The sequence below is a fragment of the Curtobacterium sp. PhB191 genome (assembly GCF_004346515.1).
In the GTDB taxonomy this organism is placed as follows: Bacteria; Actinomycetota; Actinomycetes; order Actinomycetales; family Microbacteriaceae; genus Curtobacterium.
In genome coordinates, this window is sequence record NZ_SMBV01000010.1 from 89,440 (window position 1) to 106,602 (window position 17,163).

Genomic DNA, 17,163 nt, shown 5'->3' on the forward strand with positions numbered 1-17,163 from the left:
ATTCGGGAAGGGTCAGCGCGGCCCGCGGTACAGCACGATCTGCGTGTTCCGCTGCGGCCGCGCACCGGCCCGCAGCGACACCGCGGCACCCGTCGTCGTCGCCGCGAACACGCGCGCGCCGGGCCGGTTGATGAGCTGGTCGGCCAACGCGGTCTCGAGCTCGCGCACCCGGTCGCGCAGGTCCTTGTTCTCGTTCTCCAGGTCGAGCACCCGCCGGATCCCCTCCAGCGACACCCCCTCGGAGCCGAGGCGCGCGATCTCGCGCAGCTGCGCGACGTCGCGCATCGAGTAGCGGCGGGAACCGCCGCGAGTACGGCCGGGTACGACCAGGCCGAGCCGGTCGTACTGCCGCAGCGTCTGCGGGTGCATCTCGGACAGTTCCGCGGCGACCGCGATCGCGAAGACGGGCGAGTTCTCGTCCATGTCGGTCATGGCGTGCTCCTTCCGTCGTTCGCGTGGGGTGAAAACCAGCCTGGAGGCGCGGTGCGGCTTCCTGACGGAGCCGCGCCGCGCCTCCAGGCCGGGTCTACTGCATTCGGTGCGTGACGCTAGTCACGCGCCTTCGCGAGGATGTCCTCGCGCGGGTTCTCGTCGGGAAGTGCCTCGGCGAGTGCCTCGACGGCCTCGCGCTGCTTGTCCGACAGGTGCGACGGCACCGCGACCTGGACGGTCGCGAGCAGGTCGCCCGTGCCGTTCTTCGTCGCGACGCCACGGCCCTTGACGCGCAGGACGCGACCCGACGGCGTGCCGGGAGCGACCTTCAGCTTGACGGGCGAACCGCCGAGCGTCGGGACCTCGATCGTCGCGCCGAGCGCTGCCTCGACGAACGTCACGGGGACGTCCACGCGGAGGTTCAGCCCGTCGCGCTCGAACACCGGGTGCTTGCGGACCGAGACGGCGACCACCAGGTCACCGGCCTCGCCGCCGTCGGGCGAGGGTTCGCCCCGACCGCGGAGCCGGATCTTCTGGCCGTCCGCGACCCCCGCGGGGATGCGGACGTTCACCGGGCGACCGTTGCCCTGCGACAGCTTGACGGTGTCGCCGGCGATCGCCGTGGTGAAGTCGAGCGTCGTCGACGCCGTGACGTCCCGGCCCTTCGTCGGTCCGCCGAAGCCGCGGTAGCCGCCGGAGGTCTGGCCGAAGCCACCACCGCCGCCGAACATCCCGCCGAGGATGTCCTCGAAGCCGCCGGCGCCGCCCGGGCCGCCCTGGCCGAAGCGGACGCGCTGTCCGCCCCCGCCCTGCTGCTGCCCGAACATCCCGCCGAAGACGTCCTCGAAGCCACCACCCTGGCCTCCGCCGCCCGCTGTGAAGCGGGCGCCGGAGCCCATGGCACGGACCTGGTCGTACTCCTGGCGCTGCTCCTTGTCGGAGAGCACCGAGTAGGCCTCGCTGATCTCCTTGAAGCGGTTCTCCGCCGCGGCGTCACCCGGGTTGGAGTCCGGGTGGAACTGCCGCGCGAGCTTCCGGTAGGTCTTCTTCAGCTCGGCCTCCGACGCGTCCTTCGACACTCCGAGGACCTTGTAGAAGTCCTTGTCGAACCAGTCCTGACTGGCCACTGGTACCTACCTTCCGTTCCGGCTCAGGCCGGGACCGCCACCGCGACCTTGGCCGCACGCAGGACGCGCTCGCCGAGCTTGTAGCCCGGCTCGACGACGTCCGCCACGGTCTGGCCGGTGGCACCCGGGGTCGGGAGCTGGACGATCGCCTCGTGGATGTTCGGGTCGAAGGCTTCACCCTTCTCGCCGATCTGCACGAGCTTGAACTTGTCGAAGCCCCCGCGGATCTTCTGGCCGATGACCTGCATCGGACCCTCGGCGAGGTCACCGTGGGCCTCGGCCCGGGTGAGGTCGTCGAGCGCCGGCAGCAGGGCCCGCACCACTTCGGCGATGGCGACCTCGCGGTTCGCCTCACGGTCACGCTCGACGCGCTTCCGGAAGTTCACCAGCTCGGCCTGCGCACGGAGCATGTCCGCACGCATCTCGGCGACGAGGTCGCGGTCCGTGTCGGACAGCTTGTCCTCTTGGATACCGCGGGCTGCGTCGTCGAGCAGGGCCTGGTCCTCCGGGGAGAGGTCGTTCGCCGCGTCCGTTGCCGGGCCGCCGGCGGCGGGGCCGTCGGTCGGTACTTCGACGTCGGGCCCCTCCGCCTCGATGAGGTCCTCGGGCTCGGCCGCGTTCGTGGCGTCGCCCTCGACCTGAGGGTCTTCCTCGTTCGGCACGTTGTCCTTGGGATCCGTCATCGTTACTTCTTGTCCTTGTCGTCCTCGTCGTCCACGACCTCGGCGTCGACGATGTCCTCGTCGTCCGCCGGCTGCTCACCCGCGGGCTGCTCGCCACCGGCTGCACCGGCTGCTGCATCCTGCTGGCTGTAGATGGCCTGGCCGAGCTTGCCCTGCGACTCGTTGAGCTTGTCGAAGGCCGTCTTCACGGCGTCCTCGTCCTCGCCCGCGAGCGCCGACTTGAGCGCGTCGACGTCGGCCTGCACCTCGGACTTGACGTCCTCGGGGAGCTTGTCGTCGTTCTCCTTGATGAGCTTCTCGATCGAGTAGACGAGCTGCTCGGCCTGGTTGCGACGCTCGTTGGCCTCACGACGGGCCTTGTCCTCGGCCGCGTGCTCCTCGGCTTCGCGGACCATGCGCTCGATGTCCTCCTTCGGCAGCGACGAGCCGCCGGAGATGACCATCGACTGCTCCTTGCCGGTGCCCTTGTCCTTGGCGGACACGTGCACGATGCCGTTGGCGTCGATGTCGAAGGTGACCTCGACCTGCGGGACGCCACGGGGAGCCGGCGCGATGCCGGTGAGCTCGAACGTGCCGAGCGGCTTGTTGTCGCGGGTGAACTCGCGCTCGCCCTGGAAGACCTGGATCGCGACCGACGGCTGGTTGTCGTCAGCGGTCGTGAAGGTCTCGCTCCGCTTGGTCGGGATCGCGGTGTTGCGGTCGATGAGCTTCGTCATCAGGCCGCCCTTGGTCTCGATGCCGAGCGACAGCGGCGTGACGTCGATGAGCAGGACGTCCTTGCGCTCGCCCTTCAGCACACCGGCCTGCAGTGCGGCGCCGACGGCGACGACCTCGTCCGGGTTGACGCCCTGGTTCGGGGACTTGCCACCGGTGAGCTGCTTGACGACCTCGGCCACGGCGGGCATGCGGGTCGAGCCACCGACGAGCACCACGTGCGCGATGTCGTTGACCGAGACACCGGCTTCCTTGATCACGTCGTTGAACGGCTTCTTGGTGCGGTCGAGCAGGTCGGAGGTCATCTGCTCGAACTGTGCGCGCGAGATGGTCTCGTCGAGGTTGAGCGGGCCCTCGGCCGTGAGCGTCAGGTACGGCAGCTGGATGTTCGCCGACATCTGCGACGACAGTTCCTTCTTGGCCTGCTCAGCGGCTTCCTTCAGGCGCTGCTTGGCGATCTTGTCCGTGGACAGGTCGACGCCGTGCTCGTCCTTGAACTTCTTGATCAGGTAATCGACGATGCGCTGGTCCCAGTCGTCGCCACCGAGGCGGTTGTCACCGGAGGTCGCGCGGACCTGGATCGTCGAGAAGTCGTCGTCCTTGCCCACCTCGAGCAGGGAGACGTCGAACGTGCCGCCACCGAGGTCGAAGACCAGGATGAGCTCGTCTTCCTTGCCCTTGTCGAGGCCGTAGGCCAGAGCGGCCGCGGTCGGCTCGTTGATGATGCGGAGGACGTTGAGGCCGGCGATCTCACCGGCGTCCTTCGTGGCCTGGCGCTCGGCGTCGTTGAAGTACGCCGGCACGGTGATGACCGCGTCGGTGACGTCTTCACCGAGGTACTGCTCGGCGTCGCGCTTGAGCTTGCCGAGGGTGCGGGCCGAGATCTCCTGCGGCGTGTACTTCTTGCCGTCGATCTCGGTGGTCCAGTCGGTGCCGACGTGACGCTTGACCGACGCGATGGTGCGGTCGACGTTCGTCACGGCCTGGCGCTTGGCGGTCTCGCCGACCAGGACCTCGCCGTCCTTGGTGAAGGCGACGATCGACGGCGTGGTGCGGAGGCCCTCGGCGTTCGCGATGACGGTGGGCTCGCCACCCTCGAGAACGCTGACGACCGAGTTGGTGGTTCCGAGGTCGATGCCTACTGCACGTCCCATGTGTGGTGCTCCTTCTTGCTCGAGGTAAGTCGTTGGACTTGCGTCCGATGGACTCAACTCTACTCAGGACCCGGCTCGCGTCAACTCAGGGCGGCCGAAGTTGCGTCGATCCCACTCAACTCCCAGCCAACAGCGCGCCATGCAATGTTTCGCATGTCATATGCCATGTGATATTCTGGGCTTGCAGGCTGGCCGAGAGGTCCTGGACTGCGATCCCCCACCGTGCCGCGGATTTACGGCGGCCCTCCCCGAAAGAACGTCACATGTCTCGAAAGAAGAGGGCAACGGCCCTCAAGTCCTTCGGCGCGGCAGGTCTCGCCGCAGCCACGCTCGTCTCCGGCTTGTCCTTCGGTCCGGCCGCCTCCGCCGCTTCCGCGGCCCCGTCCCCCACCGCATCGGGTGATCGCCTGACCGGCAAGATCGTCTTCAAATACCCTTTCAACGAGCAGTACGCCGCTGTTGATAAGAACTTCGGCTCCAAGTGGTATTCGACGTACGAAGCGGCACTGCAGAACGCCGCTCCAGGATGGGAGATCCCCGCCAAGGGATCAACAGGCATCATCAAGAACAGCGACGGTCGCTGCGTACAGAATCCTGGCTGGGACTTCGGCGGACGGCTGTTCTTCATGGGAGCCTGCGACTCGGTTCAAGCTCAGAGTGGCACTTACTACTCCACCGGTCAGCTGGCGATGGCCCCGTGGGCGATGTGGCACAACGGTTCAGGCTTGTCGACTGGCAACCAGTCGAGCCTTGAACTTGCGAGCGGCAAGGACATGCGCCCCGCGCAGTCCCCACTCGTTGCGAAGGTCGACTCCGTGGACAACGTCGCGAAGACTGCCGTCGTCTCCGGCACCGCCACCCCCGGCGCCGCGATCACTGTCAGCGGCACCTCGTTCGCGACCACCGCGGACGGCACCGGCAAGTGGTCCCTCACCGTCCGCGACCTCCCCGTCGGTGCGAACGGCCGCACCATCATCCAGAAGGTGAACGGCACCGAGGTCGACCGCGTCAACGTCACGATCACCATCGGCGCGCCCTCGACGACGCTCGGGACGTACAACCTCACCGGGAAACCCAACACCGGCGACGCCTTCGCCAACGGCACCCAGGGCACTGTCTCCTGGAACGCACGAGCCAAGACCGGCGAGACCGGCGTCGACATGGAGAGCGGAACCTCGTACTCCTGGCTGTTCACCATGCCCCGCGGCTACGAGGTCTACGACCTCCCCGCCGGGACGAACAACGGCGTGTGGAAGGACGAGTGGATCACCGGAACCAACTCGAACGGCCTCCAGACGCTGACCTACAAGGCCACCAACGTCTCCGCGGTCACGCAGAAGAACGTCGCCACGGGCGTCGCCACCCGCACCTTCAAGATCCGTGCGACCACGCAGCCGACAGCCGACGCCACCCTGTCCGCCGTGTTCACGGCACCTCCGGGATACACCTCCACCACGCCCCAGGCCTCCACCATCCTCAAGGCCGGCGTCGGGAACAGCGTCGTGGTCCCGGAGACGACTCCCCCGGTCGCACTCAACCGCGGCGCGACGACGACCGTCCCGGTCACCGTCAAGACCACCGGCGCACGCTCGGGCGTCAACGCCACGATCGTCCTCTCTGCGCCCGCCGGCACTACCTTCGCCAACGCCGACACGCGTGCCGTGCAGTACAAGACGCCGGACGGCAACTGGACTGACTCGTCGTACCTCGGGATGCGCAACGGTGTCCGCTCCGACAGCAACACGAAGCTCACATACGCCGTCAACGGCTCCGGCTTCGATGTCCCCGCCGGCACGCTCATGCGGTTCAACACCCTGGTGTCCACGCCCGCCCAGGCCGCTGGCGGCAACAGCACCGTCGGCTACGTGTTCGCTGGCACGAGCACCCAGGGTGCCTTCAGCGCGACGGGGTCGACGGTCACCACGCTCACCGCTGCCGCCACGAGCCCGATCACGGCGAAGGTCGATTCCGTCGACAACGCCGCGAAGACCGCCGTCGTCTCCGGCACCGCCACCCCCGGCGCCGCGATCTCCGTCAGCGGCACCTCGTTCGCGACCACCGCGGACGGCACCGGCAAGTGGTCCCTCACCGTCCGCGACCTCCCCGTCGGTGCGAACCCCCGCACCATCATCCAGAAGGTCGGCGGCGTCGAGATCGACCGCACCAGCGTCACGATCACCATCGTCGAGAACGGCCCCATCATCGGCGTGCCCCAGCCGAACGTGACCCTCAGCCGCACCACACCCACCAACGTGCCGTTCGTGGTCGAGAACCAGGCGACCCGCACCGGCATGGAGGGGACCGTCACGGTTGCCGCTCCAGCCGGCACCACCTTCGCGCCCGGCCAGACCACGGTCACCGGACAGTGGCGCAACGGCTCCAGCGGCGCGTGGGCGAACTCCGAGGTTCTCAACCTCAAGAACGGCCGCCTGTTCGACAACAACCGCCAGATGGAGTTCAACTTCGGCAAGACCGGCGGCTCGCAGAGCGCCGGCCAGCAGTTCCGCTGGAACCTCAAGGTCGACGCCTCGAACGCCACGACGACCTCGAGCCAGATGAACTACCTGTTCATGGGCACCAGCTCCATCGGCAGCTACCGCGTCAACGGCTCGACCCCGACGACCCTCGAAGAAGCTCCGGCGAACCCGGCACCGCTCATCGTCCAGACCCCGACCAACGGGTCCACCGTCACCACCAAGCGCCCGGTGTTCTCCGGCACCGGCGACGAAGGCGCAACCATCGAGGTGAAGGGCAACGCCGGCCAGATCATCGCCACCGCAACCGTCAAGGACGGCAAGTGGTCTGCCCCCTCGGACATCGACCTCACGAACGCCGCCTACGACCTCACCGTCACCCAGACGCCCGTCCGCGGCGACACCTCGAACGCACGCGTCAACTTCACCGTCGAGGCGGCTCCGGAGTCGACCACCCTCGGGACGTACAACCTCACCGGGAAACCCAACACCGGCGACGCCTTCGCCAACGGCACCCAGGGCACTGTCTCCTGGAACGCACGAGCCAAGACCGGCGAGACCGGCGTCGACATGGAGAGCGGAACCTCGTACTCCTGGCTGTTCACCATGCCCCGCGGCTACGAGGTCTACGACCTCCCCGCCGGGACGAACAACGGCGTGTGGAAGGACGAGTGGATCACCGGAACCAACTCGAACGGCCTCCAGACGCTGACCTACAAGGCCACCAACGTCTCCGCGGTCACGCAGAAGAACGTCGCCAAGGGCGTCGCCACCCGCACCTTCAAGATCCGTGCGACCACGCAGCCGACAGCCGACGCCACCCTGTTCACCGTGTTCACGGCACCTCCGGGATACACCTCCACCACGCCCGTCGCGATCACGACGCTCAAGGCAGCCGAGATCCCGGCCGACCCGGCACCGCTCGTCGTCCAGACTCCGGCCAACGGCTCGGTCGTGGACACCAAGCGTCCGACGTTCTCCGGTACCGGTGACGAAGGCGCGACCATCGAGGTCAAGGGCAACTCCGGCCGTGTCGTCGCCTCGGCGACGGTCAAGGACGGCAAGTGGTCCGCTCCGGCGGACTTCGACCTCGGCGAGGGCTTCTACGACCTCGGCGTGACCCAGACCCCACTCACGGGCTCCGCCGAGACGAAGCGCGTGAACTTCACGATCCGCACCGAGGCCCCGGCGAACCCGGCCCCGCTCGTCGTCCAGACCCCGGCGAACGGCTCCACGGTCGACCAGAAGCGTCCGGTGTTCTCCGGTACGGGTGACAAGGGCGCACGTGTCGAGGTCAAGGGCACGTCCGGCCGCGTCGTGGCCGCTGCAGTGGTCGATGACAACGGCAACTGGTCCGCCCCGGCGACGTTCGACCTCGGCAACGGTGTCTACGACCTCACCGCGACGCAGACCCCGGTCCGTGGCAACGCCGACTCGAAGCCCGTCTCGTTCACGATCAACGCCTCGGAGTTCTCCACGGCGCTGACCGCCACCGGCGCCTTCGACCAGGACGTCACCAAGCCCGCGACGATCTCGGGCGCGGCGACCACCGGCGCGACCGTCGTCGTCAAGGACAGCCTCGGCAACGAGATCGGCCGCGTCGTCGCAAGCGACGGCCGCTACACGATCCCGGTCCCGGCGAACCGCGCACAGTTCGGCGTGAACGAGTTCAGCGTCACCCAGACGCTGAACGGCAAGACCTCCGCAGCCGTGAACGTCTCGCTCGACTACGGCACGCCGACGCCGATCAACATCACCTCGCCGGCGAACGGCGCGACCGTCAACAAGGAGGGCCTGACCTTCACCGGCACCGGTCAGACCGGCGCGAAGGTCACCGTCCGTGGCACCGTGAACGCGATCGCCAGCGGCGACGTCGTGAACGGCGAGTGGACCGCCAAGGTCGACTTCCCGCTGACGAGCAACCTCTACAACCTGTGGGCGGTGCAGACCACCAAGGGCGGTCTGACCACCCAGCAGGCGATCACCGTGACGGTCACGGACGAGCAGGCGGTCACCCCGCTCACCGCAACGGCGGCGTTCAACACCACCGACGAGAACCTGCCGGCGACGGTCTCCGGCGCGGCCCAGATGGACGCGACGGTCACCGTGAAGGCTGCTGACGGCTCGATCGTCGGTACCGCGAAGGCGACCGGCGGTCGGTACACGATCACGATCCCGCCGGCCAAGGCCGCGTTCGGTGTCAACACGTTCACGGTCACCCAGACCGTCAACGGCGCCGTGTCCGCCCCGTTGAACCGCTCGCTCGACTACGGCAACCCCGTCGCCCCGGTGATCTCCACCCCGGCGAACGGCGCCACCGTGACGAACGGCCAGATCCGCTTCACGGGCACCGGCGCCACCGGCGCCAAGCTCGACATGCGCGGCAAGACCTCGTCGATCGGTGACACGAAGGTCGCCAACGGTGCCTGGACGGTCGACGTCTCCCGGCAGCTCACCCCCAACCTCTACGAGCTGCACGCGCTCCAGACGAGCAAGGGCGGGCTGACGAAGCAGGCCGAGATCACCGTCACGGTGCAGGACAAGCAGGTCACGGAGCTCACCGCGGCCGGCTCGTTCCAGGCCGACGTCGAGAAGCAGGCCACGATCAGCGGCAACGCCCAGACCGGCGCGACCGTCGTGGTCCGCGAGGGCAGCACCGTCATCGGCACCACCACCGGCGCCGACGGCAAGTACTCGCTCTCGATCCCGGCCACCGTCGCGGGCGTCCGCACCTTCACCGTCACCCAGACGGTCGACGGTGAGGTCTCCCCCGCCAAGACGGCGACGCTCGACTACGGCACGGCGACCCAGGTCGTCGTGAACACCCCGGCCGAGGGCGCACAGGTCCCCGGAACCGGCATCACGTTCACCGGTACCGGCCAGGCCGGCTCGAAGGTCGTCCTCGGCGGCACCACGAGCCGACTCGGCGAGGCCACGGTGAACTCCGAAGGCGAGTGGTCCATCACGATCAGCCGCACGCTGACCCCGCAGGTCTACGTGCTCTACACGAAGCAGATCACGAAGGGCAACCTGATCGGCGACGCGGTGGTCACGACCATCAACGTCACCCAGTAACACCCCAGCAGGACCCGACGGCCCGACCCCACCCAGGGGTCGGGCCGTTCGGCGTTCCCGGCACCTGCGCAACGCGCAATGCCACCGGCACCGGCACCGGCACGACAACCCAGCAACCGCAACCGCACCGGCCCACCACCCACCGCCGACCGCCCTGCCACAGCCCACAGCCCACAGCCCACAGCCCACAGCCCACGTTCACCAACGACGAAGGCCGCCGCCCGTCGTGACGACGGGCGGCGGCCTGGCCGCTCAGCGGCGGACTGCGATCAGAAGGCGGCGATGCGGTGCCGCACGGAGCCTGCGAACCGGCCACAGGTAGCGCCGACGCGCGAGGCGGCGGTGATCCGGGCCTCCTGGCCGGTGCCGGCGAGCAGAACGGCTTTGACCGTCGATGCGAGCTCACGGACCCCGTCGACCGCGCGCCACCGTGCACCGGCGGCGCGGTGTGCCCGAAGGAGGCGCGCATCGTCGACGCCGTAGCGGTACGCCTGGTGGAACGCACCGCGGGCCGCGCTGCGCAAGCGGTACTGGACGACCGCCTGCGGGACGAAGACGATGGGCGAACCAGCCGCAGCCACCCGCCAGCAGAAGTCGATGTCCTCGCCGCAGTGCAAGGACTCGTCGAAGCCGTCGACGGCCTCGAGCAGCGCGCGGGTCACGCCGAGCGCACAGCTCGGCGTGTAGGGCAGGTGCCGGAACTTGACGGGCAGCTCCGTCGTCGACGCGGTCACCCGGGCCGCGAGCGCGGGTGCGTTGAGCAGGTCGTACGCCAGTCGGCCGCCGCCGATGCCGTCTTGCTGCACGGCCGCAGCCATCGCCGAGATCCATCCGGGTTCGAGCACGTCGTCCGCGTCGCAGAACAGCACGATGTCGTGTCGTGCGGCGCGCCAGCCGACGTTGCGAGCGTGGCTCGGCCCACGGACGTCCGTCGCGTCGACGACGCGCACGGCCCAGCCGGATGGCCACTCCGTGGCGTCGACGAACGGGCGCAGGACGCTGGGCCTGACGCCGTTGGCAGCGAGGACGACTTCGACGTCGCCCTCGTGCTGTTGCACGGCGATCGCCCCGAGCTGCGCGCTCAGGGCGGTGTCGGGTCGACCGACCGGGACGACGACGGAGACGGGCACGGCGGAGACGGGCACGGCGGACTCGCTCTCTCAGGGTGTGGTTGCGGCGGTGCGCCCGAACCGGGCGGGCACGACGTGGCGCGCCATCGCGATGACGTCGCGGCGGATGCCCGGCAGCACGACGGCAAGGGCGAGCACGACGAGCGCAGAAGCGCCGCCGACCGTGATCGCGAGCCAGGGGCCGAGGTCGAGCAGCCGGGTCAGGAGCGTGACACCACCCACCGCCACGGCCACGATGCCGGGGCGGACGATCGGCGTGACGAGGTCACGGAGCCCGAGCCCTGGGCGTCGACCAGCGACCACGAAGCCGGGGACGACGAGGACGAGCGAGCTGACGGAGAACGCCCACGCCATCCCGGTGACGCCCCACGGCAGGCCGACGAAGAACGAGGCGAGGACGAGTGGACGGCTGACGAGCGCCCAGATGGTCTGACGAGCGCCCTGGCCGGTCGCGACGAACACCCAGACGGTGACGTAGCCGAGGGTCTGCGCGATGCCAGCGAGCACCAGCACGCGGAAGATCGGTACCGAGCCCGCCCACGCGGGGCCGAACAGCACGGTGACGACGGCGTCGGCGAGCACTGCCAGCACCGCGAAGGTCGGCCACAGCACGTACCCGGTCAGGGCTGTGAGGTGCCGGTAGTAGCGCCGGAAGCGCTCGCGGTCGTCGGCGACCTTGGCGAGCACGGGGACCGCGACGCGCTGGAGCGGCCCGTTGACCTGCTCCAGCGGGATCGTGAGCAGCTGCCCGGCCTGTGCGTACAAGCCGGCGGCGAGCGGGCCGAACGACGCCCCGACGATCACCTTGTCGAGGTTGCGGGCCGCGAAGTTGAGGACCTGGACCGCGGTGACGTTCGCTGCGAAGCCGAGTTCCGGCCGGACGGCGGACCACCGCGCGGGGCGGGTCGGGCGCCAGGGACACACGGCGATCGAACCGATGCCGAGCACGAGCGAGAAGAGGAGCGCCTGGGCGACGAGCGCCGACGAGCCCGCACCGGCGATCGCGAGCACGAGCGCCAGGGCGGCGCCGGAGACCATCGACGCGACCTCGAGCAGGGCGAGGGCACGGAAGCGGAGGTTGCGGGCGAGCAGCGCCGTGGGGACCGCGCTGGCCCCGGCCACCACGAAGGGAACCGCGAGCAGCATCACGGACCTGCCGGACGCTGGGAAGCCGAGGACGACCGCGAGTGCCGGCGCCGACAGGGCCAGCGCAGCGCCGACAGCGAGTCCGGCTGCGGCGCTGAGGAGGTGGAGCGAGGAGGCGACGCCGGCGGACAGGCGCGGCGCACGGATGACGAGGGCTCCGATGCCACCGATGCGGAGGAGCTCGGCGAGACCGCTGAGCAGGAGCACGACGACCGCGAACCCGTACTCGGCGGGGCCGAGGATCCTGGCGATCACCACGACGGTGACGAGCTGCACGAGGAACCGGGTCGCGGTGCCGGCGGCGGTGACGATGCCGCCACGGGCTGCCGCGGTCGCGAGCGGAGCGGAGGACTGCCAGTCCGGCAGGGTCGTGCGGGTCATGGCAGTCCTCCGTTCGGGTCGGGTCGGACTCAGCGGGTGACGAACAGGTTCTCGGCGCCCTTGTCCGTGACCTTCGGCTTGCCGTCCGTGGTGACCCGGTTGCCGTTGCCGCTGACCGTGACCTTGCCGATCTCCTTGGCGTCGACGTCGTTGATGGTGCCGCTCATGACGAGCGCGTCGACCTTGCCGAGGTGGACGACCGCGTTGCTCGCGGTGATCTCGACCGAGGCGCAGTCGCCCACGGTGACGTCCTTGTTGCTCTGGTCGATGACGACCTTGCCGTCGGCGCACTCCGCCGTCGCCTTCTGGATGTCGGCCGGCGGCGTCGAGAAGCGGTCGTCTGCCTTGGCGCTCGAGCTGGCCGTCGGCTTCTTGGTGGGCTCGTCGCCGCCGGTGCCGGAGCACGCCGTGACGACGGTGAGGATCCCGATCGCAGCCAGGGTCGTGGCGGCGATGCGGGCGGTGCGGGAGGTGTGACGCATGTCGGGTTCCGTTCTGGGATCGCGGCGAGGCGGATGACGCTTGGCACTGTCGCCCCGGTGACGTTTCAATGTCACGCTCTATAGAATACTGGTATTCTAGATGCATGACAACCCGGAACCTCCCGCTCGTCGCCATGCTCACCCACAGCGCAGCACTGTCCGGGGCGGAGCTCCTCGTGGCGCGGGTGGCCGCCGCCCGGGTCGAGACCGAGGTGATCGTCGTCCTCGGTGAACACGGGCCACTCGAGTCCCTGCTCTCCGGGCTCGGCGTCGAGCACGAGGTCGTCGCGCTCGACCCGTCCGTGACCGAGCACGCAGCCGATGCGGCCGGGGGCCTCCTCGCGAAGGGAGTGTCGACGCTCCGCTCCACGCGGGCCCTCGCGCGACGGCTCCGCGACGTCGGCGCCGACGTGGTCGTCACACACTCGGCGAAAGCGCACGTGTACGGCGGACTGGCCGGCCGGCTCGCACGCATCCCCGTCGTGGCGTACGTCCACGACGTCGTCGGAGCGGCCGGTGCCTCCCGCGCGAACACCCTGGTGCTCCGCGCGGCGCTGACGACGCTCCCCGCAGCCAGAATCGCCAACTCACGGACGACGGCCCGCTCCCTCGGCCGGTCCGGTCCGGCACCCGCGGTGATCGGCTGCCCCGTGGACCTCCCGGACCAGGCCGCCCCGTCGGCACCCGGCCCGTTCACCATCGGCATGGTCGGGCGGCTCACCCGTTGGAAGGGGCAGGACATCGCGGTCCGCGCCTTCGCCGCGGCCCGCGCGCTCGGTCTCGACCCCGATGCGCGGCTCCGGCTGATCGGCGCGGCGCACTTCGGGACCGACGACCACCACGCCGCCGAGTTGCACACCCTGGTCACGGAGCTGGACCTGACGGCGGTGGTCGAGTTCCGGGGACACCGGCAGGACGTCGATGCCGAGATCAGCGCGTGCGATCTGCTCGTGCACGCCAGCCGCCGCCCGGAGCCGTTCGGGCAGGTGGTCACCGAGGCGATGGCGCTCGGTCGACCGGTCATCGCCGCGGACGCTGGCGGCCCTGCCGAGGTGCTCACGCACGGCGAGGACGGGCTCCTCGTCCGTCCAGGCGACGTCGATGCCCTCGCGCACGCGATCCTCCGGTTGGCCGGTGACGAGCAGGAACGGAACCGACTCGCCCGCAACGGGCGCCACTCCGCCGCGCGCTACGCGACGCCGCACATCGTGGCGCAGATCGAGCGCGTCCTGGTGAGCGCAGCCAGGTAGCGACCGACTGGAGGCCCGGTCCACCCCCGCGGACCCTCAGCCGGTCCGGCCCCCCACCGGGATGCCGGTCCACTCCGCGATCTCGCGCTGGAACCGCTCGGTCGAGAACGCGGCGGCGCGCGCACGACAGGCCGCTGGGTCGAGTCGCACGGCACCGTCGACCGCTGCGGCCAGGGTCGAATCCGCGAGGTCGTGGAGGAGCGTGCCGCTCGTTCCTTCCTGCACCGAGTCGCGAGCCCCACCCTCGGCGTTCGCGACCACCGGCGTGCCGAGGGCCAGCGCCTCGACGGGCAGGATCCCGAAGTCCTCGACGGGAGGGAACACGTAGACCGCGGCACGCTGCAGGAGCGCCGCGAGCATCGCGTCGGAGGGCGTGCAGACGAAGCGCACCTCGACCCTCGACTCGGCAGCCAGCGCGCGCAGCCGCTCGGCATCCGGACCGTCGCCGGCGAGCACCACCGGACGCCCGGACGCCCGACCGGCATCGATGACGACGTCGAGGCGCTTGTACGGAACGAACCGCGAGGCACCGAGGACGAAGTCGGCAGGCAGCGCCTCGAGGACAGCGCGGTCGCGCTCGTCGAGCACGGACGCCCAGTCGGCGACCGCAGCGAGCCGCTCCACGCCGACCGGCGGGTTGATCACCTGAGCGTCGATGCCCCAGGTGTCGCGGATGCGCTGCTGCACGAAGCGACTGTTCGCGGCGACGTGACGGAGCCCCTGGGCGCGACGGCGGTCGACGGAGCGGAGTACCGGCGAACCCGCGCGGGCGAGCATGGTCGATCCGCGGGCATCGAGTTCCGGGTTCCAGAGGTACCGGGCCGGCGTGTGCACGTAGGTGAACTGCCGGTCCGGGGCGACCCCGGTCACACGGGCCTGGTGGGCGAACAGGTGCGAGCTCACGATCGCCCAGTCGTACTCGCCGACGGTGCGCAGGCCGTGACTCCACAGGGCCGGGAGGAACGGCATCGACAGCGCCTTCCTGCCGCGGAGGGGCGACCGCGCCAGGACGCTCTCGACCACCCGCCGGTCCGCGTATCGCCCGGGGGCGTCGTTCCACAGCCCGAACACGTCGGCGGCAGGGTAGGCATCGGCGAATGCGTCGACGACACGCTCGGCGCCGCCCACCGCCTCGATCCACTCATGGACGAGCAGTCCGCGCACGGTCGGCTCCGTTCTGGTCGGCGGCGGCGCGTTCCGCGCACGCCGCGATGGTCGCGATGGCGGAGATCGCCCGCTCGCGCATGGTCAGGAAGTCGTGCTCGTCGCCGCGTACCGGGTCGGCGACGTCGTCGAGCGCCGGGTCGGTCGGGGCCGTCGCGACCCGGAAGCGGGACACGAGGCGCGGGAGTTCCGCCCAGAACCGCTCGTCGACGGCATCGGCGTCCAGCAGGGGGCGGACGAGACGGTCGAACTCCGCCATCGTGAAGGTCCACCGCAGGAGGTGCGGCGCGAGGTCGAGGACCTGCGCTCGGTGCGCGCGCTCAAGCGTGAGCACGAGGTCCCTGTCGCGCAGCACCGCGGCGGTCAGCGGCGTCGAGACGAAGGCGTCCGGGTCGCCGCCGTCCTGTCCGACAGCGGTGGCGGAACGCGGGAACATCGGCGTACCCGCTGTCGCAGCGGTGCCGGCGCTGTCCACGCGGAAGACTCCGGGCAGCACTGCGTCGAGGCGCGCCCGGAGGACGCGTTCGACGTACGGCGAACGGCAGATGTTGCCCTCGCAGACGATGAGGATCGAGATCACTGATGGGCTCCTGTCAGGGTGACGGGTCGTGCACGGGCGGCGTCCGGTCCCGGTTCCGGCGGCTCGGCGACGGGGCGCCAGACGCTCGAGGCACATGCGGCGAGGAGCAGCCAGAGGATCGGCGTCGAGAGGTCCGGGGTGCCGACGAGCTTCGCGACGAGCACCGCGGCGAGCGCGACCGAGGCCGGGACGGTCGCCGGTGACCGCGCCGCGCGCACGAGCACGCCGAGCGCGAAGACGGCGAACGCGATCGTGCCCGGGATCCCGACGCAGGTCAGCAGCGTCATCCCGAAGGACGACGGCCGGTTCGCGCCGAGCCCGGCGCCGATGCCGAGGGTGTCGGCGAGGACCCCCCAGCTGAAGCCGTCCGCGCCGGTCCGGGAGTCGTACGACTGACTGCCGACCTTGTCGTCCACGATCGCCTCGACCGGTGCGGCGAGCTGCGGGCCGGCCGCGAGCAGCACGATCGCGATCGTCAGCCCCCCGAGGACGAACCAGACGGTGCCGCGTCCACCCCGGACGACGTACCGCACGGCGACCACGAGCAGGCCGACGGCGATCACGACGGCGGAGGCGACGACAGCGGTGCCGGACGCCGCCTGCAGGAGGTTCGCGCACGACAACGCACTCGCCGCGGCCCAGATCATCCGCTGCCCGCCGGACGACCGCAGTGCCGTGACGGCGAAGTACGCGGCGGCCGGGAGGGCGAACGCTGCGAGCTCGCTCGGTTCGCTGAAGACCCCCCGCAACCGCTCCCCCGGGAGCGCCCACGCGTAGGCGACCCCCGGCAGCGTGTCCATCAGGGGTGCCAGCACGTCCGCACCTGCCTGCACGAGCACCCCGCGCACGGTGGTCACGACCGTGCCGACGACCAGCGCGATCCGGAGCGCGGTCTCTGCCGCCCCGACGCGGACGAGGTACAGCAACGCGCACACCGCGAGCAACAGGTACCCGAGCTGCGCGAGGTTGCTGATCGAGTAGGTGAGGTACCCGGGGTCCAGCACCTGACCGTCCACACCGCCACGTGGGACGAGGACACGGACGCCGGCGAACATCCAGGGGGCGACGGCGGTGGCGATGGTCGCCCACGCGACGAAGGCTGCGAGCGCGTTCGCCGACCAGTGCGTGGTGCGCAGCGGGCGGGTCCCGAGGAGCGCGATGCCCGACGCGAGCGCCGCAGTCGAGAACAGGGGCACGCCGTTCCCTCCGGCGACGACGGCAGCCGTGTACGGCAGGCCGCCGGCGACGCCGATCACCGCGGGGAGCCACGTCCGACGGGCGATCAGCGCAACGGCGAGCACAGCCGTGAAGACGGCTCCGAGGACCGGCATGATCCCCCTCCATTCCACTGTCGCTTGCGGTGGTATTTCA

At 70.1% G+C, this 17,163-nt stretch carries 12 protein-coding genes; 2 read left to right on the top strand and 10 right to left on the bottom strand.

The genetic code is table 11. The annotated features are described in order from the left end of the window. Positions 1–12: 12 nt before the first annotated feature. From EDF48_RS15995 to dnaK, 4 genes are all read right to left on the bottom strand, one after another. Positions 13–423, bottom strand: a complete 411-nt coding sequence (locus EDF48_RS15995; RefSeq protein WP_123293837.1) for a MerR family transcriptional regulator — start codon at positions 421–423, stop codon at positions 13–15. Between the two features lie 125 nt (positions 424–548). Then, positions 549–1,559, bottom strand: coding sequence for a DnaJ C-terminal domain-containing protein (locus EDF48_RS16000; protein WP_131847081.1), 1,011 nt, complete (start codon positions 1,557–1,559; stop codon positions 549–551). A gap of 23 nt (positions 1,560–1,582) precedes the next feature. Continuing rightward, positions 1,583–2,242 (bottom strand): nucleotide exchange factor GrpE, encoded by a 660-nt coding sequence (locus EDF48_RS16005; protein WP_123672067.1) that lies wholly within the window; start codon positions 2,240–2,242, stop codon positions 1,583–1,585. A gap of 2 nt (positions 2,243–2,244) precedes the next feature. Continuing rightward, positions 2,245–4,110: a molecular chaperone DnaK gene (dnaK, locus tag EDF48_RS16010; RefSeq protein WP_123293529.1), complete on the bottom strand. Its 1,866-nt coding sequence runs from the start codon at positions 4,108–4,110 to the stop codon at positions 2,245–2,247. 263 nt (positions 4,111–4,373) lie between these two features. Here dnaK and EDF48_RS16015 point away from each other — a divergent pair, with 263 nt between their 5' ends. Beyond that, positions 4,374–9,659 carry an Ig-like domain-containing protein gene (locus EDF48_RS16015; protein ID WP_165932424.1) on the top strand — a complete coding sequence of 1,762 codons (5,286 nt, stop codon included), beginning with the start codon at positions 4,374–4,376 and terminating at the stop codon, positions 9,657–9,659. Positions 9,660–9,928: 269 nt separating this feature from the next. Here EDF48_RS16015 and EDF48_RS16020 read toward each other — a convergent pair whose 3' ends face one another. From EDF48_RS16020 to EDF48_RS16030, 3 genes are read right to left on the bottom strand one after another with little or no spacing between them, the layout of a single operon-like run. Then, positions 9,929–10,804 carry a glycosyltransferase gene (locus tag EDF48_RS16020; protein ID WP_131881245.1) on the bottom strand — a complete coding sequence of 292 codons (876 nt, stop codon included), beginning with the start codon at positions 10,802–10,804 and terminating at the stop codon, positions 9,929–9,931. A 15-nt stretch (positions 10,805–10,819) separates the two neighbouring features. Beyond that, a complete protein-coding gene (locus EDF48_RS16025) occupies positions 10,820–12,316 on the bottom strand; it encodes a lipopolysaccharide biosynthesis protein (protein ID WP_131881247.1) in 1,497 nt (498 codons plus the stop codon). A gap of 29 nt (positions 12,317–12,345) precedes the next feature. Then, entirely contained in the window at positions 12,346–12,798 is a 453-nt protein-coding gene (locus EDF48_RS16030) for a DUF3060 domain-containing protein (RefSeq protein WP_123937414.1), read from the bottom strand. A 104-nt stretch (positions 12,799–12,902) separates the two neighbouring features. Between EDF48_RS16030 and EDF48_RS16035 the strand changes: the two genes are divergently transcribed. Continuing rightward, complete coding sequence (locus EDF48_RS16035) at positions 12,903–14,048, top strand: glycosyltransferase (protein WP_165932425.1); 1,146 nt, start codon at positions 12,903–12,905, stop codon at positions 14,046–14,048. Positions 14,049–14,084: 36 nt separating this feature from the next. Here the strand turns inward: EDF48_RS16035 and EDF48_RS16040 are convergent, their stop codons facing one another. The 3 genes from EDF48_RS16040 to EDF48_RS16045 are packed head-to-tail and all read right to left on the bottom strand — an operon-like array spanning position 14,085 to position 17,123. Further along, entirely contained in the window at positions 14,085–15,212 is a 1,128-nt protein-coding gene (locus tag EDF48_RS16040) for a glycosyltransferase (RefSeq protein ID WP_131881251.1), read from the bottom strand. Beyond that, on the bottom strand, positions 15,190–15,792 hold the full coding sequence (locus tag EDF48_RS19190; protein ID WP_165932426.1) for a low molecular weight phosphatase family protein: 603 nt from the start codon (positions 15,790–15,792) through the stop codon (positions 15,190–15,192). The genes EDF48_RS16040 and EDF48_RS19190 overlap by 23 nt, the downstream gene beginning before the upstream one ends. Further along, on the bottom strand, positions 15,789–17,123 hold the full coding sequence (locus EDF48_RS16045; protein WP_165932427.1) for a hypothetical protein: 1,335 nt from the start codon (positions 17,121–17,123) through the stop codon (positions 15,789–15,791). The genes EDF48_RS19190 and EDF48_RS16045 overlap by 4 nt, the downstream gene beginning before the upstream one ends. Between the last annotated feature and the right edge of the window lie 40 nt (positions 17,124–17,163).